Here is a 23,057-nt window from a genome sequence, read left to right as displayed (position 1 = left end):
GGACGTCGCGCCGGAACGGCGAGGTTCGGGCGGTTGTGGCGGTATCGTGAAGGATTGTGGCCTCAACCCTGTACCGCGGCGGCGTGATCCACTCCCAGGCCGACCCGTTCGCAGAAGCGCTCCTCGTCGACGACGGCGTCATCGCCTGGATCGGCGCCGACGACACGGCCGACGGGCTCGCCGCCCGCGCCGACCGCGTGATCGACCTCGACGGCGCGCTCGTCGCGCCCGGGTTCGTCGACGCGCACGTCCACCTGTTCGAGGTCGGGCTCGCCCTCGCGGGCGTCGACCTGTCCGCGAGCGCCGGCGTGACGACGCTCGCGGCGGCGCTGGAGGCGGTCGCGAAGGCCGCGGCGGGCGTCGGGGACGACGACGTCGTGCTGGCGTTCGGGTGGGACGAGCGGTCCTGGCCCGAGGGGCGTCCGCCGACGCGCGACGAGCTCGACGCGGCCGCGGGCGGGCGCGCGGTGTACGCGGCGCGGGTCGACGTGCACTCCGCCGTGGTCTCCACGACGCTCGCGCGGCGCTGCGCCCTGGCGGAGCGCCCCGGGTGGGACGAGTCGGGCTGGGTCACGGGGGAGGCGCACCACGTCGCCCGGGACGTCGCGCGCGACGTGTCGCCCGCGCGGCGCACCGCCCTGTACCGTGCGGCGCTGCGCGCGGCGGCGGAGCAGGGGATCGTGTCGGTGCACGAGATGAGCGCCCCGCACATCGACACGCGCGCCGGGCTGCGCGAGCTCCTCGCGCTCACGGGCGACGCGTCCTCGGGGCTGGCGCACGTCGTCGGGTACCGGGGCGAGCTGTGCACCACGGTCGACGACGCGCGCGAGGTCCTCGCGGACGTGCCGGGACTGACGGGGCTCGCGGGCGACCTCAACGTGGACGGGTCGATCGGGTCGCGCACCGCGGCGATGCGCCTGCCCTACCAGGACGGGCCCGACCCCACCGACCGGGGGAACCTCTACCTGAGCGCGGAGCAGATCGCGAACCACCTGTCCGCGGTCGGGGCGGCGGGCACGCAGGGCGGCTTCCACGTCATCGGGGACCGCGCGATGGACGAGCTCGTCCTCGGGCTCGAGGTCGCCGCGCAGGTCCACGGCCAGGGCGCGGTGCGCGCGGCGCGGCACCGGGTGGAGCACGCGTTGTTCGTGGACGCGACGGCGCTGGCGTCGCTGCTGCTGTTCGGCGTGAGCCTGAGCATCCAGCCGGGGTTCGACGCCGCGTGGGGCGGGCCGCAGGGCATGTACGCGGCGCGCGTGGGCGCGACCCGGGCCGAGGGCCTGAGCCCGTTCGCGGACCTGGCGGGGGCGGGCGTCCCGCTCGCGTTCGGGTCGGACGCGCCCGTCACGCGCCTCGACCCGTGGGCGGGCGTGCTCGCGGCGATGTCGCACGTGGACCCCGACCAGCAGATCTCGGCGCGGGCGGCGTTCCGCGCGCACACGCGCGGCGGGTGGCGCATCGCGGGCCTGGACCACACGGGGGCCGGCCAGCTGCGCGTCGGGGCGCCCGCGCACCTCGCGGTGTGGCGGGGCGAGCACCTCGTGGTGCAGGGCGCGCTCGGGCGCACGACGTCGTCGTGGAGCACGGACGCGCGCGCCGGGCAGCCGCTCCTGCCGGAGCTCGGCCCCGACGTGCCGCGACCCCGGTGCCTGCAGACGGTGCGCGACGGCGTCCCCCTGTTCGACACGTTCGTGTGACCGCTACCGCTTGACAGGGCCGTGAGCCGGAGTAGGTTCGACAGGGTGTTCCGGCCCCCGCGGCCGCAGGGGGATCAGCCACCGACGACGACCCCTCGGCGTTCCGCGCCGGGTACCTGGCCGGGCTCGCGCGCTCAGTAGAAAACGTGCTCCGCCGGTGGCGGCGGCGTACGGGCCGAAGGGCGCGCGAGCCCGCACACACCACCCTCGGGCCGCCTGCGGATCACCCGCCGGGCCGACGCCGCGGACCCCGGTCCGCGCAGGTGCGTGGCGTAGGGTGCACCCGTGCACGCCCCCGAGCCCGCGGCCACCCCGGCCGGGCGACCCCGCCCCGCAGGACCGGCCACCTCAGGACCGGAGACCCGGTCGTCGCACGCCTCGTCCCCGGCGCCCCCCGCGCCGGTGCGCGCCGAGAACGGACGCGGGACCCCCGCGGTGGTGGACGGCGGCAGCCCCGTCGGGCCCCCGTCGCGGCCGCTCTCGCTCCTCCTGGCCCTCGCGGGCGGCCTCGCCACGGACGCGGCCTTCCCCGACCGCGGGTGGTGGCCCCTCGCGTTCGTCGGCGTCGCCGCGCTGTTCTGGGGGCTGCGGCGCGACGGCGCCCGCTGGGGCTTCCTCGTCGGGCTCGTGTGGGGTCTGGCGTTCTTCCTGCCGCACCTGTGGTGGGCCAACTACGCGACCGAGACCGTGCCGTGGGCCGCGCTGTCCGTCATGGAGGCGTGCTTCGTCGCCGTGCTCGGTGCCGCCTGGGCGTGGGCCCGCCGGTGGTCGTGGCTGGCCGGGCGCCCGGGGGCGCAGGCCGTCGCGTTCGCGCTGCTGTTCGTCGGCGTCGAGCAGGCGCGCACCGAGGTCCCGTTCGGCGGCTTCCCCTGGGGCCGGCTCGCGTTCTCCCAGGCGGACTCCCCGCTGGGGCGCGCGGCCTGGCTCGGGGGCGAGGTCCTCGTGTCCCTGCTCGTCGCGCTCGCCGGGTCGCTGCTCGCGGTCGCGGTGCTCGCGCTGGTGCGCCGCCGCGACGTCGTCACGGGCGCCGTCGTCCCGGCCGCCGTGGCCGGTGCGCTCGTGGCCGCGCCCCTGCTCGTGCCGCTCGACACGCGTGCCGAGGCCGGCACGCTCGCCGTCGGGGCGGTGCAGGGCAACGTGGGCGAGCCCGGGCTCGGGTCGTTCGCGAACCGGGCCGAGGTGCTCAACAACCACCTGCAGGGGACGGTCGCGCTGCTGGACCAGGTGGAGCCCGGCGACCTCGACGTGGTGCTGTGGCCCGAGAACGGCTCCGACCTCGACCCGCAGACCGCGCCCGACGTGGCGCGCGCCATCGACGACGCCGCGCGCGAGGTCGGGGCCCCGATCCTCGTCGGCGCGCAGGAGTACCCCGAGACCGGCGGCCGGTACAACGTGTCGCTGCTGTGGGAGCCCGGCGCGGGCGTCGTGGACCGCTACGCCAAGCAGCACCCCGCGCCGTTCGGCGAGTACATCCCCCTGCGGTCCCTGCTGCGGATCTTCTCCGACCAGGTCGACCGGGTCACCATCGACATGATCCCCGGCACCGAGACCGGGGTCGTGGACCTCGCGTCCGAGCGCCTCGGGCGCACCGTGCCGCTCGGCGTCGTCATCTGCTTCGAGGTCGCCTACGACGGCCTCGTGAACGACGCCGTGGACGCGGGCGCCGAGGTGCTCGTCGTGCAGACCAACAACGCCTCCTTCGGGTACACCGCCGAGTCCACGCAGCAGCTCGCGATGTCGCGCCTGCGCGCCGTGTCGACCGGGCGCGCGACCGTGCAGGTCTCGACCGTCGGCGTCAGCGGCGTCATCGCCCCCGACGGCGAGCTCCTGCAGAGCACCGACCTGTTCACCGCCGACCAGATGGTCGCCGACCTGCCGCTGCGCACGAGCCTGACCCCGGCCGTGCGGGCTGGGGACTGGCCGGGCCGCGTCGTCGAGCTCCTCGCCCTCGGGCTCCTCGCCGCGGGCGTCGTCACCGCGGTCCGCGAGCGCCGCACCCCGACCGCCGCGGCCCCGGCCGGAGACGAGGCGCCGTGAGCGGGCCGGCGGGGGAGGGCGGCGTCCCGGGCGGGCGCGTGCTCGTCGTCGTGCCCACGTACGACGAGGCGCTGACCCTGCCGGGCACGCTGGCACGCCTGCGCGCCGCGGTCCCGGACGCGGACGTGCTCGTGGTGGACGACGCCAGCCCGGACGGGACGGGCGACCTCGCCGACGCCGCCGCCGCCGTCGACCCGGGCGTGCACGTGCTGCACCGGGCCGGGAAGGAGGGCCTGGGCGCCGCGTACGTCGCGGGGTTCGGGTGGGGCCTGGACGCCGGGTACGACGTGCTCGTGGAGATGGATGCCGACGGCTCCCACCAGCCGGAGCAGCTGCCGTCCCTGCTCGCCGCCCTCGGCCCCGCCACGGGGGACGGCGCGCACGACGGCGCGGACCTCGTCATCGGGTCGCGCTGGGTCCCGGGCGGGCGCGTGGAGAACTGGCCGCGGCACCGCGAGGTGCTCTCGCGCGCGGGCAACGCGTACGTGCGCCTCGCGCTGGGGCTGCACCTGGGCGACGCGACGGCGGGCTACCGCGCCTACCGCGCGTCCGCGCTGCGCGCCGTCGACCTCGCGAGCGTGGAGTCGCACGGGTACTGCTTCCAGGTCGACATGGCGTGGCGGGTCGTGCGGGCGGGGGGTCGCGCGACGGAGGTGCCGATCACGTTCGTCGAGCGCACGGCGGGGCGGTCGAAGATGAGCCGCGCGATCGTCACCGAGGCGCTGTGGAAGGTCACGGTCTGGGGTGCTCGACGGCGCGCGGCCCAGCTCGCGAGCCTCGCGCGGTCGGTCGCGGGGCGGCGCGGCCCGCGCTGAGGCGTCGCCGTGGTGCGGGTCGCGTGAGTCCGCGACGTGCCGAGCGAGCCCGGGCCGTGCCGGGCCGCGTCGGCGCGCACGGGCCCGTGCGAGGGCGACGGCCCCGGCCGCGACGCAGAGAGGCCCGGACCCCCGCGGGGGTCCGGGCCTCTCAGTGGTCGCGGGCGGTCAGGCGCTGCGGCGCAGCTTGCCGGCGCGCAGCAGGCCGAGGCGCTCGTCGAGCAGCTCCTCGAGCTCGGAGATCGTGCGCCGCTCGAGCAGCATGTCCCAGTGGGTGCGGGCCGGCTTGCCGGCCTTGGGCTCGGGGCGCTCGGCGTCGCGCAGGAGCGCCTCGGCGCCGCAGCGGCACTCCCACACCGGGGGGACCTCGGCGTCGGTCGAGAACGGCAGGATGATGGTGTGCCCGTTGGGGCAGTCGTAGTGCGCCTGGAAGCGGGGGGCGAAGTCGACGCCCTCGTCCGACTCCATGCTCTTCGCACCGATGCTCATCCCGCGCAGCGAACGGTCGGCCATGGTGTCCTCCTGAGGGGTCTTCGGGGGTGGGTGGGCGCGCCCGGTGGGTGCGGGCAGCGGCCCGGTCTACGAGAGGCAACGCCTCACCGTCGGTCGGTGTTCCGGCGCGCCGTGAAGGTCCGGTGAACGTCGCGGGGTGTGTCCACGGCCTGGCCGCCGCCCACGGCGTCGATCCGGTCCGCCTCGGCGCGTCGCGGTCCCAGGCTCCCGGGTTTCGATGCCCGACGCAACTCGTCACGGTCGCCACGGCCCCCGACGTGCGCACGCTCACACCCGTGCCGGGAGGGCCCGGGAACAAACCCGGGGGACACCCGGTTGAGGCGCATGTACATGCAAACGCATCGACCTAGGACCCACGGGAGCACACCATGCAGTTCGGCATCTTCACCGTCGGCGACGTCACGACGGACCCCACGACGGGCCGGACCCCCGACGACACCGAGCGCGTGCGCTCGATGCTGACCATCGCGAAGCACGCGGACGAGGCGGGCCTGGACGTCTTCGCCACGGGCGAGCACCACAACCCGCCGTTCGTGCCGTCCTCGCCGACGACCATGCTCGGCTACCTCGCTGGTGTGACGAAGAACATCGTCCTGTCGACGTCCACGACCCTCATCACGACGAACGACCCCGTGCGCCTCGCGGAGGAGTACGCGATGCTCCAGGTCATCTCGGACGGCCGCATGGACCTCATGATGGGCCGCGGCAACACGGGCCCGGTGTACCCGTGGTTCGGTCAGGACATCCGCAACGGGATCCCGCTCGCGATCGAGAACTACGCGCTGCTGCGCCGCCTGTGGACCGAGGACGTCGTGGACTGGGAGGGCAAGTTCCGCACCCCGCTGCAGGGCTTCACCTCGACCCCGCGGCCGCTGGACGGCGTGCCGCCGTTCGTGTGGCACGGGTCGATCCGCAGCCCCGAGATCGCCGAGCAGGCCGCCTACTACGGCGACGGGTTCTTCCACAACAACATCTTCTGGCCCATCAGCCACACGAAGCAGATGGTGCAGTTCTACCGCCAGCGCTGGGAGCACCACGGCCACGGCCCTGCGGACACCGCGATCGTCGGGCTCGGCGGCCAGGTGTTCATGCGCAAGGACTCCCAGAAGGCGTGGGACGAGTTCCGGCCCTACTTCGACAACGCGCCCGTGTACGGGCACGGCCCGTCGATGGAGGACTTCACGCGCGAGACGCCGCTCACCGTCGGCTCCCCGCAGCAGGTCATCGACCGGTACGCCGCGATGCGCGAGCACGTGGGCGACTACCAGCGCCAGCTGTTCCTCATGGACCACGCCGGCCTGCCGCTCAAGACGGTGCTCGAGCAGATCGACCTCCTCGCGGGCGAGGTCGTGCCCGTGCTCCGCAAGGAGATGGAGGCCGCGCGCCCCGCGCACGTGCCGGCGAACCCGCCGAGCCACGCCGAGCGCGTCGCCGCCGCCAGGGCCTCCGGGACCGAGGGCGCCGCGCACGTCGGCGGCACCGAGGACCGCTGGACCGGGCGCACCGCCGAGGACGACCAGGAGCCGGCGAAGGCCGGCGCCGCGTTCGGCCTGTAGCCGGACCTCGCGGCCGCGCCCACCCGGGCGCACGAGCCGCACGACCACCCGCCCGACGGCGTACGGTCGACAGGTGCCCCGCGCACCCGGGCGACCGGCCGCCGTCGGGCGACCGCACCACCCGGCCCGGTGACGGGCCGCACCCGCACCGCACGCCAGACCTCAGGAGCACCGCATGACCGCCAGCACCCCCGCCCCGGACCGCCGCCTCGTCGTGGTGTCCGCCGGGCTGTCCAAGCCGTCCTCCACGCGCCTGCTCGCCGACCGGCTCGGCGAGGCCACGGTGCGCGAGCTGCAGGGTCTCGGCGTGAGCGCCGAGGTCGAGACCGTCGAGCTGCGCGACCACGCGCACGCCGTCGTGGACGCCATGCTCACCGGGTTCCCCACGGGCGACCTCGCCGGGGTCCTCGAGCGCCTCACCGCCGCCGACGGGATCGTCGTGACGACCCCGCTGTTCACGACCACGTACTCCGGGCTGCTCAAGTCGTTCGTCGACGTCCTCGACAAGGACTCGCTCACCGGCACGCCCGTCCTGCTCGGCGCGACCGGCGGCACCGCCCGCCACTCGCTCGCGCTCGAGTACTCCCTGCGCCCGCTGTTCACCTACCTGCGGGCCGACGTCGCCACGACGTCCGTGTTCGCCGCCACCGACGACTGGGCGGCCGCCGAGGCCGACTCCGGTGGCGGTCTGCCCGCCCGGATCGCGCGCGCGGGCCGCGAGCTCGCGGAGAAGGTCGCCCTGCGCAAGAACTCCGGGCCCGCCGACCCGTTCGCCGCCACGCCCGACTTCACGGCGCTCCTCGGCGGGCTCTGACCGCCCCCACGCTGCGCGCCCCCGGCCACCGGTGCTCCCGGCCGGGGGCGCGCTCATGTCTCCCTGACCTGCGGCGACACCACCCGAGGGGTTGCTCTCCGCAGGGGTCGCGCGGCAGGATCGGGGGACCGACGACGACGGGGGAGCACCATGAGCACGAGCGCGACCGAGGACCACGCCGGGCAGCACCCGGCAGGACCCGCCCCGGAGCCCGGTGCCGAGCCCGTCGCCCCCGTCACGGTCGCGGTCCCCGTCGTGGAGACCCTCGCGGCGCACGCGCACGGAACCATCCCCGCGGTCCCGCCCCGACGGCGGACCGTCGGCGTCGTCACGATCCCCGGCCGCGCGCCCGACACGTCGCGCTTCGCCGCCGCGCCCCGCTACCCGGCCATGTTCCACGTCGCGGGCGGCCGGCTCGTGTGGGACGGCGCACGGCTGCGCCTCGTCCGCGGCGACGACACCGTGCTCGAGCCCGCCGGGCGACCCGTCGTGACCGTCACCGGCGACGGGCCCACCGTCGTCGTGACCTGGCGGGACGAGCACCCCGGGGCCCGGACCACCCGCGCCGTCCTCCTCGACGGGTCGTCCGCCCGGTTCGCACGCTTCGCCCGCTCGCTCGCCGACACGCGCCCCGGGAGCATCGTCGTCGACGACCGGACCGTGCCCTCGCCGCGCGTACCGCGCCTGCACCCCGGCCAGGCGGGCACCACCCGGCGCCCGGGCGTGTTCGCCCGCGCGCTGTGGCGCGTCGTCGGGCGCGGCGCACCCGCCGCGAGCGCCACCACGGGCGATGGGGGAGCAGCCCTCGTCGGCCGCCTCGAACGGCTCGCCGCCCTGCACCGCGCCGGCGACCTCACCGACACCGAGTTCGCGCGCGCGAAGCAGGCGCTGCTCGGCTGAGGAGTCGATCGAGGACGGGCGGGCCGTCAGCCCGAGAGCGGACCCCACCCGGTCACGTCGAGCTCCGTCATGACGGACCGGCCGTCGCGGAAGTCCCCGTACCGCGCCCACGTCACCGCGACGCGCAGCAGCACGATGCCCTCGTCGGTCAGCGAGGCGGCGAACTGCGGGAACGCCGCCGCGTACGCCGCCGCGCACCGGTCCCGGTCCGCCCCGACCGGGACGTCCGCCAGGCCCTCGCACTGCAGCGTCGTCCCGTCCGTCCCGCCCACCGTCACGGCGACGCGCGCGTCCCGGGCCAGGTTCGCCACCTTGCGCGACGTCGCGCGCGCGTCGAACACCAGCTCGCCCGCGCCCGTCGCGGCCACCGCGAGGAACGCGGCCTGGGGCCCGCCGTCGTCGCCCAACGACGCGACGACGCCCCACCCCTGCGAACGGACATAGCCGACGAACGCCTCACGATCCATGCCGCCACCGTAGCGGCCGCGCTCCCGACACGAGGCGCGACGACACGAAAACCCTGGACCACCGCAGACGCCACCTGGCACCGTCGACCCGATGGCCCACCCCCGCACCGACCTCGCCGGCACCGACCAGGAACGCCTCTGGGACGCCGGCGCCGCCGCCCGGTACGACACCCCCGGCGAGGGCATGTTCGCCCCCGACGTCCTCGACCCCGCCGTCGACCGGCTCGCAGGCGCTCGCAGGCCGGGGGAGCGCCGTCGAGCTCGCCGTCGGCACCGGCCGCGTCGCGATCCCGCTCGCCGCACGCGGCGTGCCCGTCACCGGCATCGAGATCTCCCGGCACATGGTCGCCCGGCTGCGTGAGAAGGCCGACGAGACGACCCTGCCCGTCGTCGTCGGCGACATGGCCACCGCCCGGGTGCCGGGGGAGCACGCGCTCGTCTACCTCGTGGACAACACGATCTCGAACCTGCTCACCCAGGAAGCCCAGGTCGAGTGCTTCCGCAACGCCGCCCGCCACCTCGCCCCCGGGGGCCGGTTCGTCGTCGAGCTCTGGGTCCCCGAGCTGCGCGCCCTCCCGCCCGGGCGCACCGCGACCGTCTGGCACGACGAGCCCTGCTACCTCGGCGTCGACACCTACGACGTCCTCCACCAGCGCGTCGTGTCCCACCACGTCCGGTTCGACGACGACGGCAGCGCCACGGTAGGACGCTCGCCCCACCGGTACGTCTGGCCCGCCGAGCTCGACCTCATGGCCCGCCTCGCCGGGCTCGAGCCCGAGACCCGGCACGCCGGATGGGCAGGGGAGCCGTTCACGGCCGAGTCCCGCTCCCACGTGTCCGTGTACCGCCGCCCCACCACAGACGTCGCATCGACCGGCGGGGAGCCGTCGTACCCGGAGGACCGCGTCGTCGACGGCGGACGATAGACCTCCTCACGCACCCCAGGACGCCTCCACCGCCTCCAGGTCCCGCACCGCGAAGCGGTGGTGCTCCCACTCCTCCTCCAGGATCACGTGCAGGCACGACAACGTCGTCTCCGGATACTCCGGCGACCACGGGTTGCGCCGCACCACCACCAGCTCCTCCGGCGTCACGCCCGCCAGGAACTCCCGCACCATCGCCACCCGACCCGCACGCGCCTCCAGCACCTCCCCGTAGGGCGGCGTCCCCGTCACGAACAACGACAGGTCCAGCCCGTCCTCCGCCGCCTGCGGTCCCGCCAGACCCAACGGGTGGAACGGCTGCGCGATCCCCAGCACCGCCCGCCCCAACCACGCGTCCGTCGCCAGCACCAGGTGCCGCACCGTCTGCGCGAACGACCACTCACCGTCCACCGACACGTCCACGGCGCTCGCGGGCAGCGCCGCCACCCGGTCCAGCGTCACGGCCCACGTCGACTCCAGCGCCGACCACGCCACGCGCAGCCCCGCCGGGTCGCCGGCACGGCGCAGCTCCCGGCCCGGGAACCGGCGGTCCAGCTCCGCCTCCACGAAGCCCGTCACGTCCACCCCGTTCACCCGGAACGACGCGTCGCCGTCCGCGAGCCAGGGCGCGTCGATGTCGACACCCTCCACCTGCACGCCCCGCATCACCGCACCAGACAGATCGGACTCCACGAACCGCGCACCGCGCAGGTCCGCACCGTCGAACCTCGCGCCGCGCAGGTCGTCAGAGCGGGTGAACCGGGCCATGAACGCCTCCTCGGGAGCCACCCGCCCGCAGCAGCCGACCAGCCCGGGGGAGCGGCCTCCGAGCGGCGACAGCGCCGCACCAGGGCACCCGGGCGGGGGAGAGGCGTGCACCTCGTCGACGGTCACGACGAGCGGGGACGACGAACGCACCGTACGCCTCTCCACCCACGCCCACCAGAGGGGGGACGCGACCCCGCAACCCCACCGCTCTCATGGACAACGGCCACCACCAGGGTGGTCGGCAGGCGTCGACCTGCGGGAGCATCGGACCATGCCGATCCTGCCCACCGCACGCGACCCGCGACTCGTCACCGTCCGCCGCGGCGGCACCCTCACCGACGACCACCACCGCCAGCTCGCCCAGTGGGCCGTCGACTGCACCGAGCACGTCCTGCCGATCTTCGAGCACGCCCGGCCCGACGACACCCGACCCCGCGACGCCCTCGACGTCGCCCGCGCCTGGATCCGCGGCGACGTCCCCATGAAGACCGCCCACAGCACCGCGTTCGTCGCCAACGCCGCCGGCCGCGACCAGCCCGCACCCGTCAAGTTCGCGGCGCTCGCGGCCGGGCAGGCCGTCGCGGTCGCGCACGTCGCGGCGCACGACCTCGGCGCCGCGGCCTACGCGATCCGGGCTGCCGCCGCGGACGCCGCCGCCCGGGGCGAGGACCCGGAGGCCGCACGGCTCGCGGAGCGGGACTGGCAGCGCGAGCGCATCCCGGCGGAGCTGCGCGAGCTCGTGCTCGACGACCAGCGGCGGCGCAGCGCGATCTGCTGGGACGTGTTCGACGACTAAGACCGGACCGGTCGGCGGACGAGACCGGAGCGGTCGTCGCGGGGGACTCAGCGCAGGAGGTCGTCGTAGGAGACGAGGGGAACCCGGCCGTCCGCGGCGGCCGCGACGCGCTCGTCGCCGGCGACGAGGACGTCGGCCTGCAGCACGGCCACGGCGACGTACTCGGTCAGCGCCGTGTCGTCCGCGTCGAGCTCGCGCGCGATCCGCCACGCCGTGGCCCGCGAGACGCGGTCGCCGAGCAGGCGGATCTTCAGCGTGGCGAGGCCCTCCAGGCGTGCGCGTGCCGTCGTCTCGTCGAGCACGCCGCGGCGCACGTCGCGGTAGAGCATCGACAGCGCGTGGCTGCGCAGCACGACGGGGCCGACGAGCGGGCGCCGCGCACCGAGGCCGACGTCGTCGCGCACCAGGCGCAGCGCCGTGACGGCGTCGATCGCGCACCGGGTCGTCGGAGCGACGCCTGAGGAATCCATAGGTCTCAGTAGACACCCGGCCCTACCGGCGCGGGTACGGTCGGGCTCGTGGACGGTGGTGGGGACGGCAGCGGGTGGCTCGTGCTCGGTGGCGGCATCATCGTCCTGGCCCTCCTGATCGGCTGGTACGCAGCCCGGGCGTCACGTCTCGACATCCGTCGGCAGACCGAGAAGGGCGACCCTCTCGACCACCGTGACGACCACTACGCGCCGTAGGTCGGCTCGACCGGTGGCGGTGGGGTGGTCTCGCCGGTGAACGTCAGCAGCAGGTAGATGACCAGGGCGACGGCGAGGATGACGGTAACGACCTTGCCCACGTGCCTGGGGCGTGTGATGAGGAGCCCGACGACGGTGGGCGCGACCAGCATCACGATCGACTCTGCATACCCCTGAGCTGCCGTGTGGTCGCACGTGTCAGGGATCGGCCCCGACTCCCGACAGGTGCCGTTCTGGAAGTCCTTCGCGACGCCGAACGAGAGCGCGGCCGGGACGAACAGCGCGACGGTGCCGAGGACGGCCACGAACAGGCCGAGCAGCGCACGCCACCACGGGACCGACCGCGGTGCCTGTGGGATTCCTGCCTGCGAGCTCACGGATGAAGTATCCCGGGTGCGATGACTGCACTGAACGGTGGCTCCCGAGAATCGTCCGTCAGCGCGAAGCCTTGGTGAGCTACGGACACCTGCACCGACAGGGCGCCGATAATGTACATTATGTCATCGCGAGGTCGGACGAGTCGCTCCGACGCATCACGGAGGGCCCGCGCACACTCCCCTTCGTCATGAGCACGACGACGTACGCACCCCGGCTCGGCATGCGCCGCCCGGGCGCACCGAGCACGGACCGACGCGCCGGCCGGCGGCCGCTCGCAGGTCTGGTGGCGCTCGCGCCGTCCCGGGCGTCGTCAGGAACCGCCTCCAGGACGTTCGCGGCGACGTCGCCGTTCACCGGGCTCGCACCGGACGGCCGTCGTCCGCGACGCCTCGTCACGGCGACGCTGGTGACGCTGGCCTGGGTCCCGGCCCTCGTCCTGACTCTCGTGGCGTTCGTGCTCGTCGGTGCCGCCGCCGGCGCGGCGACCGTCGCCGTGTGGGTCTGGCGCTCGGTGTCCCCCGCGCGGGCGCCGCGGTCCGGGCCCGACGACGTCGACGCGCCACGGGACGAGCTCGAGCCGTCGATCGCGCCAGGCGTCCGAGCGCCTCGACGACGTCTGGTGCGCGACCGCACGCTGGGCTACGATGCCTAGAATCGGACATACGACGCAAACCATTGTGTTTAGGTCAACAGCATGGTGACGCGGCATCGCCGGCCCGGCGGGCCTCGCCAGTCCTCCGCGGTCCGGTAGCCAGCGGCGGGCACGTCGCTGCGTCCGACCGAGCCCGCGCCGGGATCGCGCCCACGCCCGGTCCCCTGCCCTCTGGCCGACCGCACCGCCTCCGGCGTCCCGACGCCCGAGCGTGTGCCAGCCTGGGCACGTGCCCGACTCCACCCGCTCCCGGACCGCCTTCCCTCCCCCGCCCCTGCCCGACGTCGTCGGCGCGCGCGAGCGCACGGTGCACGTCGTGACCCATCCCGAGGCGACGCACCACGTCGCGGGCCTGGTCGGCGGCGTCCACGACTCCGACCTCACCGCGCGCGGCGCACGGCAGGCGGCCCTGGTCGCCGCGGCGCTGCGTGCCCGGATCCCGCACGACGCCGCCGTCGACGTCGTCACGTCCGACCTCCTGCGCACGCGCCGCACCGCGACCGCGATCGGCGAGGCGCTCGGCGTCGTGCCGTCGCCGGACGCGCGGCTGCGCGAGGCGTCCTACGGCGACGCCGGCGGGCGGCCACAGTCCTGGCTCGACGCCCGGTTCGTGCCGCCGCCGGCCGTGGGCGACCGCCTGCGGCACGACCTGGGCATCGTCGGCGCGGAGACGAGGCTCGAGGTCGCGCTGCGCGTGTACGCGGCGACCACGGATCTGCTCCGTCGCGCCGCGGACCACCAGGTGGTGGTCACGCACGGGTTCGCGGCCACGTTCGTCGTCGCGGCGTGGATCGGGATGCCGGTCGAGGCCGCCGGGCACGTCGCGTTCCCGGTCGCCTCCGGGAGCATCACGACCCTGCGCGAGGACGGGTTCTTCCACAACCGTGCCGTGCTGAACGTCGGGGACGTCGCGCACCTCGACGAGGGGCACTGAGCCGTCGACCCCGCGGTTCCGGCGTCGGTGCAGGTCAGGGCGCCGCCCGGCCGCGTCGTTGTCGGTGGCACAACCTAGGCTGGCCGCGACCGCACCCCGAAGGAGGCTCGCTCATGGTCGCCCCGCCCCGCCTCGAGCGGATCACCGTCGCCGAGGCGGCCGACCGCTACCTCGCGTCCGTGGCCGCGCAGACCCTCCGGGGCGTCCTGTCGCCGACGACGCGCCGCAGCTACGAGCGGGACGTGGCCGAGTTCGCGCGGCTCGCCGGCCCGACCCGGGTGCTGGACGACGTCGCCGGCGAGGACGTCGACGACGTCCTCCTGCGTTACCAGACGACGCCCGACGGCCGGTACGCGGACGCGTCGCGCAAGCCGGGGAGCTCGGGCCGCTCCGCCGCGACGGTCAACCGGTTCCGCCAGTCCGTCACCCGCTTCTTCTCCCACGCGGCGCGCGAGGGGTGGGTCCAGGCCGACCCGATGCAGTGGGCCTCTCCCCCGGCCCGCGTGCGCGACGGCCTGCGCGTCGCGCGCACCGCGTTGTCCGCGGGGTCGGCGGCGTCGCTGCTCGAGGTCTCCGCCGCCCGGGCCCCAGGAGACCCGGCCGCGGCGGCGCGCCGCGACCAGGACCTCCAGCTGCGCGACCGACTCGTCGTCGCACTCCTGCTCGTCCTCGGCCCCCGCGTCTCCGAGCTCGAGCGCGCGAACCTCGACGACTTCTCCCGCGAGCCCGACCAGACGCGCTGGCGCATCCAGGGCAAGGGCGGGCACGTCCGCACCGTGACGCTCTCTCCCCCGCTCGCCGCGGCGCTCGAGGAGTACCTGGAGCGCCTGCGCCCCGCACTGCTCGCCCGCCGCCCGGACGACCCGGACGCGCGGCGCGCGCTCCTGCTGTCCTGGCGGGGCCGCCGCATCGACGCGCAGGCCGTCCGCGGCCTCCTGCGACGCTGCGTCGCGCGCATGCCCGCGCAGTACCGGCGCGAGGCGACGCCGCACGCCCTGCGCCACACGACCGCGACCCTCCTCGCCGCCGAGGGGTGGGACGTCAAGGTCGTCGCCGAGCTCCTCGGGCACGCGTCCATCGCGACCACCGGCGTGTACCTCGACCGGATCGAGGGCGAGCTCGCCGCGGCGATCCGTGCCCACCCCCTCTCGGCCGCGCTCGAGCCCGCCGAGACCTGACGCCAGGCCCGGCGGGGCGCGTAGCGTCACCGGTATGACCTCGCTCCACCGGGTGGAGCTCGTCCCGGACGACGAGCCCGCGCCGGCCGGGCGCGGCGCACCCGCGGAGGGGGCCCACGGGCCCGCGGCACCGGCCCGACGACGTGCGCTGCTCCTGCGCGTCGTCGCGCCGCTCGTCCTCCTCGTCCTCGCCCTCGTCGCCGTCGGGACGTGGCGCACGACCACGGCCGAGCGGGAACGCCTGGCCCGGCCCGGCGCCGTCGCCTCCCTCGCGGTGGCGCCGGCGCCCGACTGGGAGACGGACGCCGCCGCGCCCCGGCTGTCCGTGGTCGGTGACGGCGACGACGCGGCCCTCGCCGTGGTCACCGGCGCGGGCGTGGAGGCGTACGACGTCGGGTCCGGTGCGCGGCGCTGGCGGGCGCTCGACCCGACGGCCTGGTGCGGGCCTGCCGCCGACGAGACGTCGGCCCCGGCTCCCCACCCGGCCGTCATCACGTGCCTGACCGGCCCCGCCCTCGCACCCGTCGCGCACGTCCTCGGCCCGGGAGGACCGACGACGGACCCGGTCCCCCTCGGCGACGAGCTCGGGCGCGCGGTCCCCGCCCCCGGCGCGACCGTGCTGCGCTGGTCGCGCACCGGCGGCGTCGTCCACCTCGCGCTTCAGGACGCCCGCACCGCAGGCGTGCGCTGGCAGCAGGAGGTCCGGCCCGACGACGCGGAGCGCACCGCGATGTGCCGGCCCCAGGTCGCCGGCCAGGCCGCCGTCGCCGTCGAGGACGGCCTGCTCGTCGTGCGCGGCTGCCGCCTCAGCGCGGTCCTGACCCTCGCCGGGACCCGGCTGGACGCCGCCGGCGACGCGATCACGACGACCGTCACGCCCCGCGCCGACGGCACGTTCTGGCGCACGACCGCCCGGCCCCCGGACCGCACCGGGTCCACCCAGCTCCTCGCTCCCGACGGGACGGTCCGCGTCGCCGTCTCCGGACGGCTGCTCGTGCCGCTCGCCGGACCGGGCCGCGACGCGACCACCTGGCTCGTCACGACCCCGGGCGGGGTGCGCGCGCTCGCGTCCCCGCCCGGCGGCGTGGCTCGCGCCCCGCGCGAGCTGTGGCGCGCCGACGTGCCCGTCGTGCAGGCCGTGGCGCTCGCGGACGACCGCGCGGTCCTCGCCACCGGCGGCACGCTCGTCGCCCTGGACGCCCGCACGGGCGAGCGGGTGTGGTCGTGGTCGGGGTCCACCCCGGGAACGTCCGCGGGCGAGCCCGGCGTCGGGCCGGACCTCGCGGGCGGCGTGACGGCCGCGTTCACCGACGGCGCGACGCTCGCCGTGGTCGTGCCCGACCCGGACTCCTCGCGGCGCTCGCTCCTGGTCGGCCTGTCGCTCCACGACGGCGGGGTGCGCTGGCAGGCCGGGTACGACGCGGACCCGCACGGGTTCGCCGCGGTGACGGGGCGGGTCGTGCACGTGGACCCGGGCACGTCGCGCGTCGTCGTGCTCGGGTGAGGTGCCCGCGCGAGGTCCGCGTGCGAGCGCGCGGCGTCGGGGTGAGCCTGACGGGAGACCGGCCGCGCCCCGATGCGGCCGGGCCGAGACGAGGGAGGACGCCGTGCCGAAGCGCGACCCGGGACCCAGCGTGAAGGACCCCGAGCTGTACGAGAAGCTGCGGGACGAGGGCGACTCGAAGGAGAAGGCGGCGCGCATCGCGAACGCCGCGGCGGGCTCGTCCCGCCGGAGCGTCGGCCGCAAGGGCGGCAAGGCCGGCGACTACGACGACTGGACGGTCGAGAAGCTGCGCAAGCGTGCCGCGGAGATCGACATCGAGGGCCGCTCCTCGATGCGCAAGGCCGAGCTGATCAAGGCCCTGCGCTCCCACTGACCGGACGCTCGTCGACCCCGGCGGCGGTGGGGGTGCGAGATCTCACCCGCGGCGCGCACGCCCTCGGGTCGCGCCGGGAGGCGCGCCCGCTACGGTGAGTCCGTGCACCTGTCCGCCGACTCCGCCCTGCGCACCGCCCGCCGTCTGCTCTCCCGTGCGCTCGTGGTCGCCGTCGCGGCGCCCGTCACGGTGGCAGGCGTGCTCGTCACCGCCGACGCGATCCGCAAGCGTCGCAACACGACCGAGGCGTCGTTCCCCCGCTCCTCCCCCGCCGACGTGGAGGTCGCGGGCACCACGACCACGGTCTTCACGTACGGCGAGGACGTGTACCGGGAGATGCTCGGGGCGATCCGCGGGGCGCGGCGCCGCATCCTGCTGGAGACGTACATCTGGAAGGCCGACGCGCTCGGCGAGGAGTTCAAGCAGGCGCTGGTCGAGGCGAGCGACCGCGGCGTCGAGGTGTTCGTCGTCTACGACGGGTTCGCCAACCTCGTCGTCCCGCAGTCGTTCTTCGACCTGCCGGAGCCGATCCACGTGATCCGCTACCCGGTGTTCCGCCCGGGCGTGCTCATGCTCAACGTGCGCAAGTCGGGCCGGGACCACCGCAAGATCCTCGTGGTCGACGACGAGATCGCGTTCGTCGGCGGGTACAACCTCGGCGCCCTGTACGCGACGCAGTGGCGGGACACGCACGTGCGCCTCGTGGGGCCGAGCGCGTGGGAGCTGCGCAACGCGTTCGTCGACTTCTGGAACGCGAACCGCAAGCCCGGCCAGCCGCTCCTCGCGGACCCGGGGTCGGTGCACTGGGAGCCGCGCCTGCGCGCGGCGCGCAACGCACCCGCGCACCTCGTCTTCCCGATCCGCGGCATCTACCTCGACGCGATCGACCGCGCGAGCTCGCACGTCTACATCACGCAGGCGTACTTCATCCCGGACCGGGAGATCCTCGCGGCGCTCCTCGCCGCCGCTGCCCGCGGGGTCGACGTCCGCGTGCTGGTGCCCGAGCGCTCCAACCACGTGCTCGCCGACTGGCTCTCGCGCGGCCTGTACACGGCGCTGCTCAAGGGCGGGGTGCGCATCCACCTGTACCGGGACGCGATGGTGCACGCGAAGACGGCGACGATCGACGGCGCGTGGACGACGATCGGGACGGCGAACATCGACCGGCTCTCCCTGACGGGCAACTACGAGGTGAACCTCGAGATCACCGACCCCGGGGTGGCCGAGCAGATGGAGAAGGTGTTCGAGGTCGACCTGTCGAACTCGCGCGAGCTGACGCTCGCCGAGTGGGACTCCCGCTCGGTGGCGGCGAAGCTCAGCGAGGTCGTCCTGACGCCCCTGCGTCCGCTGCTCTGACGCGCGGGCCCGCACGGGTCACGAGTCCCGACCGGGCCCGGCGCGGGACCAGCGTCGCGTCAGTCGCAGTAGTGGGGAGCCTCGCCGCAGACGACGCCCTGCACCATGAGGACGAAGAACACCACGACGGCGGCGACGACCGCGAGGGCGAGGAGCACGCCCAGCACGATCGCGACGATCGCCCCGGGGTGCATCGTGCGAGGGCCGCCCGCGCCCGCGGGACGGTCCCGGACGTGCGGCGTCCACGCGCGCCCGTCGAACCACCGCTCGGCTCGCACGCCCCACGGGTCCGGGTACCAGCCTGGCACCGGGGGGCCGCTCACCGGCCGGTCTCCGCGCGGGCGACGTCGGCCGCCTCCTCCTCGGGGCGCGGGGGCACCGTCTCGTCGGCCTCGAGCAGGGTCACCTCCCCGTACTCGGGGTGCTCGTCGCGCAGGGCCCGCGCCGCGGCGTCCGCGGTCCCGTCCTGGCTCCCCGCGGCGACGTCGAGCGCCTCGCCGGGCGCGAGGGGCCGGTACGCGTAGGTCCCGCCGGTGCGCTGCTCGCCGAGCAGACGGTCGACGAGGCCGTGCCCGGCCGCCGAGAGCAGGGCGTCGTGGATCGGGACGACGACGCGCGGGTCGAGCCCGCGCACGAAGTCGATCGTCTCGGCGAGCTTGAGCCACGGCGCGGCCACCGGTGCGAGGAGCACGTCGAGCCGCCTTCCCCCGAGCGCGGCGTCGTCGGGCGCGTCGAACGAGTCGCCCGGGTGCAGGAGCGTCGCGCCGTCCCCGCGGACGAGGTACGTCACGTTCGCGATCCGGGGCACGTCACGGTGGATCACCGCGTGCTGCCCGCCGCCGACCACGACCTCCAGCCCGCCGAGGTCCAGCCCGTCACCCGGCACGACCACGCGCACGCGCGCCGACGCGCCCTCCGGCAGCGACGTCCGCAGTGCGGCGACGACCGCCTCGGGCGCCCACACCACGAGCCCGGGCCGCGCGGCGAGGGCGGCGCCGAGCGCGGCCGCGTCGACGTGGTCCGGGTGCTGGTGGGTGACGAGCACCGTGTCGGCGTCGCGCAGCGCTGTCGCGGCGTCGCTGAACGTGCCCGGGTCGATCACGACGACCTGCCCGCCGTGGCGCACCGACACGCACGCGTGGCCGTGGAACGTGACTCGCATGGATCCTCCTCAGCTCACCCTGCCCGGCGCGACGGCCGTCGCCTCAGGCTGCCACCCCGATCACGAGAGCGCCCACCGCTCAGCCCACGACGAGGACCAGGTCGCCGCCCTCGAGCTGCTGCACCGCCCCGATCGCGACGCGCTGGACCGTGCCCGCGACCGGCGTCGTGATCGCGGCCTCCATCTTCATCGCCTCGACCGTGGCGACCGTCTGCCCCGCCTCGACGACGTCACCGGCCACGACGACCGGCGTCACCGCGCCCGCGAACGGCGCCGCGACCTGCCCGGCCTGCGACGGGTCCGCCTTCTCCGCCGTGCGCGCGTCGACGTCGACCGCACGGTCGCGCACCTGGATCGGGCGCAGCTGACCGTTGAGGGTGAACATCACCGTGCGCATGCCCCGCTCGTCGGGCGTCCCGATCGCCTCGAGCCCCACCAGCAGGCGCACGCCCTTGCCGAGCGCGACCGCGACCTCCTGGCCGGGCTCGAGCCCGTACAGGTACGTGGGGGTGTCGAGCACGGACACGTCGCCGTACGCCAGGCGCACCTGCTCGAACTCCTTGGTCGGGCCCGCGAACAGCAGGTGGTTCAGCCGCCGGCGCCGCACCTCCCCGGCCTGCGCGAGCTCGGCCTCGTCCTCCGACGAGAGCGGGGTCACGCCGCCGCGCGCGGCACGTCCGGCGAGCGCGCGCGAGCGGAACGGCTCCGGCCAGCCCCCGGGCGGGTCGCCGAGCTCGCCGCCGAGGAACCCGATCACCGAGTCCGGGATGTCGAACGCCTGCGGGTCGGCCGCGAACTCCGCCGGGTCCGCGCCCGCCGCAACGAGGTGCAGCGCGAGGTCGCCCACGACCTTCGACGACGGCGTCACCTTCACCAGGCGCCCCAGGATGCGGTCCGCCGCGGCGTACATCGCCTCGATCTGCTCGAACTTGTCCCCCAGGCCCAGCGCGATCGCCTGCTGGCGCAGGTTCGACAGCTGCCCGCCCGGGATCTCGTGCTCGTACACGCGCCCCGTCGGCCCGGGCAGCCCCGACTCGAACGGCGCGTAGACGCGACGCACCGCCTCCCAGTACGGCTCCAGGTCCGCGACGGCGGCCAGCGACAGGCCCGTGTCCCGTTCGGTGTGCTCCAGGCCCGCGACGAGCGCCGACAGCGACGGCTGGCTCGTCGTGCCCGCCATGGCGGCGCTCGCGGCGTCCACCGCGTCCACGCCCGCGGCCGCCGCAGCGAGCAGCGTGGCCATCTGACCGCCGGACGTGTCGTGCGTGTGCAGGTGCACCGGCAGGTCGAAGCGCTCGCGCAGCGCGGTCACGAGGCGCGTCGCCGCCGCGGGGCGCAGCAGCCCCGCCATGTCCTTGATCGCGAGCACGTGCGCGCCGGCGTCGACGATGCGGTCCGCGAGGCGCAGGTAGTAGTCGAGCGTGTACAGGTCCTCGGCCGGGTCCAGCAGGTTGCCCGTGTAGCACAGCGCGACCTCCGCGACGGTCGTGCCCGTGGCGCGCACCGCCTCGATCGCGGGCCGCATCTGGTCGACGTCGTTGAGCGCGTCGAAGATGCGGAACACGTCGATGCCCGTCGCCGCGGCCTCCGCGACGAACGCCTCGGTGACGCGCGTCGGGTACGGCGTGTACCCGACCGTGTTGCGGCCGCGCAGGAGCATCTGGATCGCGAGGTTCGGCATCGCCTCGCGCAGCGTCGCGAGCCGCTCCCACGGGTCCTCGCCGAGGAACCGCAGCGCGACGTCGTACGTCGCCCCGCCCCACGCCTCGACCGACCACAGCTGCGGCGTCGCCCGCGCCACGTACGGCGCGACGGCGGCCAGGTCGTGCGTGCGCACGCGCGTCGCGAGCAGGGACTGGTGGGCGTCGCGGAACGTGGTGTCCGTGACCCGCAGCCGCTGCTCGCCCCGCAGGGCGCGCGCGAAGCCCTCGGGGCCCAGCTCGAGGAGCTGCTGGCGCGTCCCGGGCGGCGGCGCGACCGACAGGTCGACCGCGGGCAGCTTCGTCGCGGGGTCGGTCGTGCGCCGCGGCTCGCCGTGCGGGCGGTTGACCGTGGTGTCCCCCACGTACGCGAGCAGGCGCGTGCCACGGTCGGCGCTCTCGCGCGCGGCCAGCAGCTCGGGCCGCTCGTCGATGAACGACGTCGCGACGTTGCCCGCGACGAACTCCGGGTCCGCGAGCACGGCCTGCAGGAACGGGATGTTGGTGCGGATGCCGCGGATGCGGAACTCGGCGAGGGCCCGCCGCGCGCGCCCCACCGCCGTCGGGAAGTCACGGCCGCGGCACGTCAGCTTGACGAGCATCGAGTCGAAGTGGCCCGACACGACGGACCCGGCCGTCGCCGTTGCGCCGTCGAGCCGCACCCCCGCCCCGCCCGGGGAGCGGTAGGCGATGATGCGGCCCGTGTCGGGACGAAACCCGTTCGCCGGGTCCTCCGTCGTGATGCGGGTCTGCAGGGCGGCGCCGTTGACGCGCACGTCCTCCTGCCGGATGCCCAGGTCCTCCAGCGTCTCCCCCGACGCGATGCGCATCTGCGCCGAGACGAGATCGACGTCGGTGACCTCCTCGGTCACGGTGTGCTCTACCTGGATGCGCGGGTTCATCTCGATGAACACGTGCTGCCCGGCGCGCTCCCCCACGGTGTCCACGAGGAACTCGACCGTGCCCGCGTTCTGGTACCCGATGTGCCGGGCGAACTTCACCGCGTCCGCGCACAGCGCGTCTCGGACCGCCGGGTCGAGGTTGGGCGCCGGCGCGATCTCGACGACCTTCTGGTGCCGGCGCTGCAGCGAGCAGTCCCGCTCGTACAGGTGCACGACGTTCCCCGCGCCGTCGGCGAGGATCTGCACCTCGATGTGCCGCGCGCGCAGCACCGCCTGCTCCAGGAACACCGTCGGGTCCCCGAACGCGCCGTCGGCCTCGCGCATCGCGGCCGCCAGCGACTCGGGCAGGTCCTCCCGCGTGTCCACGCGGCGCATCCCGCGACCGCCGCCCCCGGCGACGGCCTTGACGAACACGGGGAACCCGATCGCGTCCGCCGCCGCGACGAGCTCGTCGACGTCCGACGACGGCTCGCTCGACGCGAGCACCGGCAGCCCCGCCTCGCGCGCGGCCTTGAGCGCGCGCACCTTGTTGCCCGCGAGCTCGAGCACCTCCGGCGGCGGACCGACGAACGTCAGCCCGGCATCCGCGCACGCGCGCGCCAGGTCGGGGTTCTCCGAGAGGAACCCGTACCCCGGGTAGACGGCGTCCGCGCCCGCCTCCCGCGCCACGCGCACGATCTCCTCGATGTCGAGGTACGCACGCACCGGGTGACCGGGCTCCCCGATGAGGTACGCCTCGTCGGCCTTGAGCCGGTGCTCGGAGTTGCGGTCCTCCTGCGGGAACACCGCGACGGTGCGGGCCCCCAGCTCGTAGGCGGCGCGGAACGCCCTGACGGCGATCTCCGCGCGGTTGGCGACCAGGACCTTCGAGAACACCGGCACTCCATCCGTCGACCGTGCGGCGCTGCCGGGGAGAGCGTGACGCGCCGCGTACCGGGCGATCCTC

General features: G+C 75.5%; 22 protein-coding genes and 1 pseudogene. 15 read left to right on the top strand and 8 right to left on the bottom strand.

What is annotated here, in order from left to right; translation table 11 throughout:
• Positions 1-56: 56 nt before the first annotated feature.
• The 3 genes from NHH00_RS01275 to NHH00_RS01265 all read left to right on the top strand — a co-directional run bounded on the left by NHH00_RS01275 (position 57) and on the right by NHH00_RS01265 (position 4,549).
• On the top strand, positions 57-1,697 hold the full coding sequence (locus NHH00_RS01275) for an amidohydrolase (protein ID WP_253049450.1): 1,641 nt from the start codon (positions 57-59) through the stop codon (positions 1,695-1,697).
• Between the two features lie 438 nt (positions 1,698-2,135).
• On the top strand, positions 2,136-3,734 hold the full coding sequence (gene lnt / locus NHH00_RS01270) for an apolipoprotein N-acyltransferase (RefSeq protein WP_253049448.1): 1,599 nt from the start codon (positions 2,136-2,138) through the stop codon (positions 3,732-3,734).
• Positions 3,731-4,549 (top strand): polyprenol monophosphomannose synthase, encoded by an 819-nt coding sequence (locus NHH00_RS01265; RefSeq protein ID WP_253049446.1) that lies wholly within the window; start codon positions 3,731-3,733, stop codon positions 4,547-4,549. The genes lnt and NHH00_RS01265 overlap by 4 nt, the downstream gene beginning before the upstream one ends.
• A 168-nt stretch (positions 4,550-4,717) precedes the next feature.
• Here NHH00_RS01265 and NHH00_RS01260 read toward each other — a convergent pair whose 3' ends face one another.
• Positions 4,718-5,062, bottom strand: coding sequence for an RNA polymerase-binding protein RbpA (locus tag NHH00_RS01260; RefSeq protein WP_021483180.1), 345 nt, complete (start codon positions 5,060-5,062; stop codon positions 4,718-4,720).
• 368 nt (positions 5,063-5,430) lie between these two features.
• Here NHH00_RS01260 and NHH00_RS01255 point away from each other — a divergent pair, with 368 nt between their 5' ends.
• The 3 genes from NHH00_RS01255 to NHH00_RS01245 all read left to right on the top strand — a co-directional run bounded on the left by NHH00_RS01255 (position 5,431) and on the right by NHH00_RS01245 (position 8,332).
• Positions 5,431-6,618: an LLM class flavin-dependent oxidoreductase gene (locus tag NHH00_RS01255; protein WP_253049444.1), complete on the top strand. Its 1,188-nt coding sequence runs from the start codon at positions 5,431-5,433 to the stop codon at positions 6,616-6,618.
• 175 nt (positions 6,619-6,793) lie between these two features.
• On the top strand, positions 6,794-7,432 hold the full coding sequence (locus NHH00_RS01250) for an FMN reductase (RefSeq protein WP_253049442.1): 639 nt from the start codon (positions 6,794-6,796) through the stop codon (positions 7,430-7,432).
• A gap of 150 nt (positions 7,433-7,582) precedes the next feature.
• Positions 7,583-8,332 (top strand): hypothetical protein, encoded by a 750-nt coding sequence (locus NHH00_RS01245; RefSeq protein ID WP_253049441.1) that lies wholly within the window; start codon positions 7,583-7,585, stop codon positions 8,330-8,332.
• A 26-nt stretch (positions 8,333-8,358) separates the two neighbouring features.
• On the opposite strand, the gene NHH00_RS01240 is transcribed toward NHH00_RS01245, so the two are convergent.
• Entirely contained in the window at positions 8,359-8,799 is a 441-nt protein-coding gene (locus NHH00_RS01240) for a pyridoxamine 5'-phosphate oxidase family protein (protein ID WP_253049440.1), read from the bottom strand.
• A 91-nt stretch (positions 8,800-8,890) separates the two neighbouring features.
• On the opposite strand from NHH00_RS01240, the pseudogene NHH00_RS01235 reads away from it, so the two are divergent.
• A pseudogene (locus tag NHH00_RS01235) lies at positions 8,891-9,725 on the top strand (class I SAM-dependent DNA methyltransferase).
• 6 nt (positions 9,726-9,731) lie between these two features.
• Here NHH00_RS01235 and NHH00_RS01230 read toward each other — a convergent pair.
• Positions 9,732-10,490, bottom strand: coding sequence for a DinB family protein (locus tag NHH00_RS01230; protein ID WP_253049439.1), 759 nt, complete (start codon positions 10,488-10,490; stop codon positions 9,732-9,734).
• A 271-nt stretch (positions 10,491-10,761) separates the two neighbouring features.
• On the opposite strand from NHH00_RS01230, the gene NHH00_RS01225 reads away from it, so the two are divergent.
• Positions 10,762-11,286: a putative immunity protein gene (locus NHH00_RS01225; protein ID WP_253049437.1), complete on the top strand. Its 525-nt coding sequence runs from the start codon at positions 10,762-10,764 to the stop codon at positions 11,284-11,286.
• 47 nt (positions 11,287-11,333) lie between these two features.
• On the opposite strand, the gene NHH00_RS01220 is transcribed toward NHH00_RS01225, so the two are convergent.
• The gene (locus tag NHH00_RS01220; protein WP_253049435.1) at positions 11,334-11,756 is read right to left on the bottom strand and encodes a hypothetical protein; all 423 of its coding nucleotides are present in this window, start codon (positions 11,754-11,756) and stop codon (positions 11,334-11,336) included.
• A gap of 48 nt (positions 11,757-11,804) precedes the next feature.
• Here NHH00_RS01220 and NHH00_RS01215 point away from each other — a divergent pair, with 48 nt between their 5' ends.
• Complete coding sequence (locus NHH00_RS01215) at positions 11,805-11,972, top strand: hypothetical protein (RefSeq protein WP_253049433.1); 168 nt, start codon at positions 11,805-11,807, stop codon at positions 11,970-11,972.
• Here the strand turns inward: NHH00_RS01215 and NHH00_RS01210 are convergent.
• The gene (locus NHH00_RS01210; protein ID WP_253049431.1) at positions 11,960-12,349 is read right to left on the bottom strand and encodes a hypothetical protein; all 390 of its coding nucleotides are present in this window, start codon (positions 12,347-12,349) and stop codon (positions 11,960-11,962) included. The genes NHH00_RS01215 and NHH00_RS01210 overlap by 13 nt on opposite strands.
• A gap of 188 nt (positions 12,350-12,537) precedes the next feature.
• On the opposite strand from NHH00_RS01210, the gene NHH00_RS01205 reads away from it, so the two are divergent.
• The 6 genes from NHH00_RS01205 (at position 12,538) to NHH00_RS01180 (ending at position 18,347) form a co-directional block, all read left to right on the top strand.
• The gene (locus NHH00_RS01205; protein WP_253049429.1) at positions 12,538-13,002 is read left to right on the top strand and encodes a hypothetical protein; all 465 of its coding nucleotides are present in this window, start codon (positions 12,538-12,540) and stop codon (positions 13,000-13,002) included.
• 229 nt (positions 13,003-13,231) lie between these two features.
• On the top strand, positions 13,232-13,936 hold the full coding sequence (locus tag NHH00_RS01200; protein WP_253049427.1) for a histidine phosphatase family protein: 705 nt from the start codon (positions 13,232-13,234) through the stop codon (positions 13,934-13,936).
• Between the two features lie 113 nt (positions 13,937-14,049).
• Entirely contained in the window at positions 14,050-15,114 is a 1,065-nt protein-coding gene (locus tag NHH00_RS01195; protein ID WP_253049425.1) for a tyrosine-type recombinase/integrase, read from the top strand.
• A 34-nt stretch (positions 15,115-15,148) separates the two neighbouring features.
• Positions 15,149-16,618, top strand: a complete 1,470-nt coding sequence (locus NHH00_RS01190) for an outer membrane protein assembly factor BamB family protein (RefSeq protein WP_253049423.1) — start codon at positions 15,149-15,151, stop codon at positions 16,616-16,618.
• A 103-nt stretch (positions 16,619-16,721) separates the two neighbouring features.
• Positions 16,722-16,991, top strand: a complete 270-nt coding sequence (locus NHH00_RS01185) for a DUF7218 family protein (protein WP_253049421.1) — start codon at positions 16,722-16,724, stop codon at positions 16,989-16,991.
• A gap of 102 nt (positions 16,992-17,093) precedes the next feature.
• Positions 17,094-18,347 carry a phospholipase D-like domain-containing protein gene (locus tag NHH00_RS01180; RefSeq protein ID WP_253049419.1) on the top strand — a complete coding sequence of 418 codons (1,254 nt, stop codon included), beginning with the start codon at positions 17,094-17,096 and terminating at the stop codon, positions 18,345-18,347.
• 59 nt (positions 18,348-18,406) lie between these two features.
• Here NHH00_RS01180 and NHH00_RS01175 read toward each other — a convergent pair whose 3' ends face one another.
• From NHH00_RS01175 to NHH00_RS01165, 3 genes are all read right to left on the bottom strand, one after another.
• Positions 18,407-18,670, bottom strand: a complete 264-nt coding sequence (locus tag NHH00_RS01175) for a DUF2510 domain-containing protein (RefSeq protein ID WP_253049417.1) — start codon at positions 18,668-18,670, stop codon at positions 18,407-18,409.
• Positions 18,667-19,509, bottom strand: a complete 843-nt coding sequence (locus NHH00_RS01170; RefSeq protein WP_253049415.1) for an MBL fold metallo-hydrolase — start codon at positions 19,507-19,509, stop codon at positions 18,667-18,669. The genes NHH00_RS01175 and NHH00_RS01170 overlap by 4 nt, the downstream gene beginning before the upstream one ends.
• A gap of 79 nt (positions 19,510-19,588) precedes the next feature.
• Complete coding sequence (locus NHH00_RS01165) at positions 19,589-22,987, bottom strand: pyruvate carboxylase (protein WP_253049413.1); 3,399 nt, start codon at positions 22,985-22,987, stop codon at positions 19,589-19,591.
• Positions 22,988-23,057: the final 70 nt, after the last annotated feature.

It is taken from the genome of Cellulosimicrobium cellulans (assembly GCF_024124905.1).
Classification (GTDB): Bacteria; Actinomycetota; Actinomycetes; order Actinomycetales; family Cellulomonadaceae; genus Cellulosimicrobium; species Cellulosimicrobium cellulans_G.
This window is presented reverse-complemented; position numbering and strand designations above follow the sequence as displayed.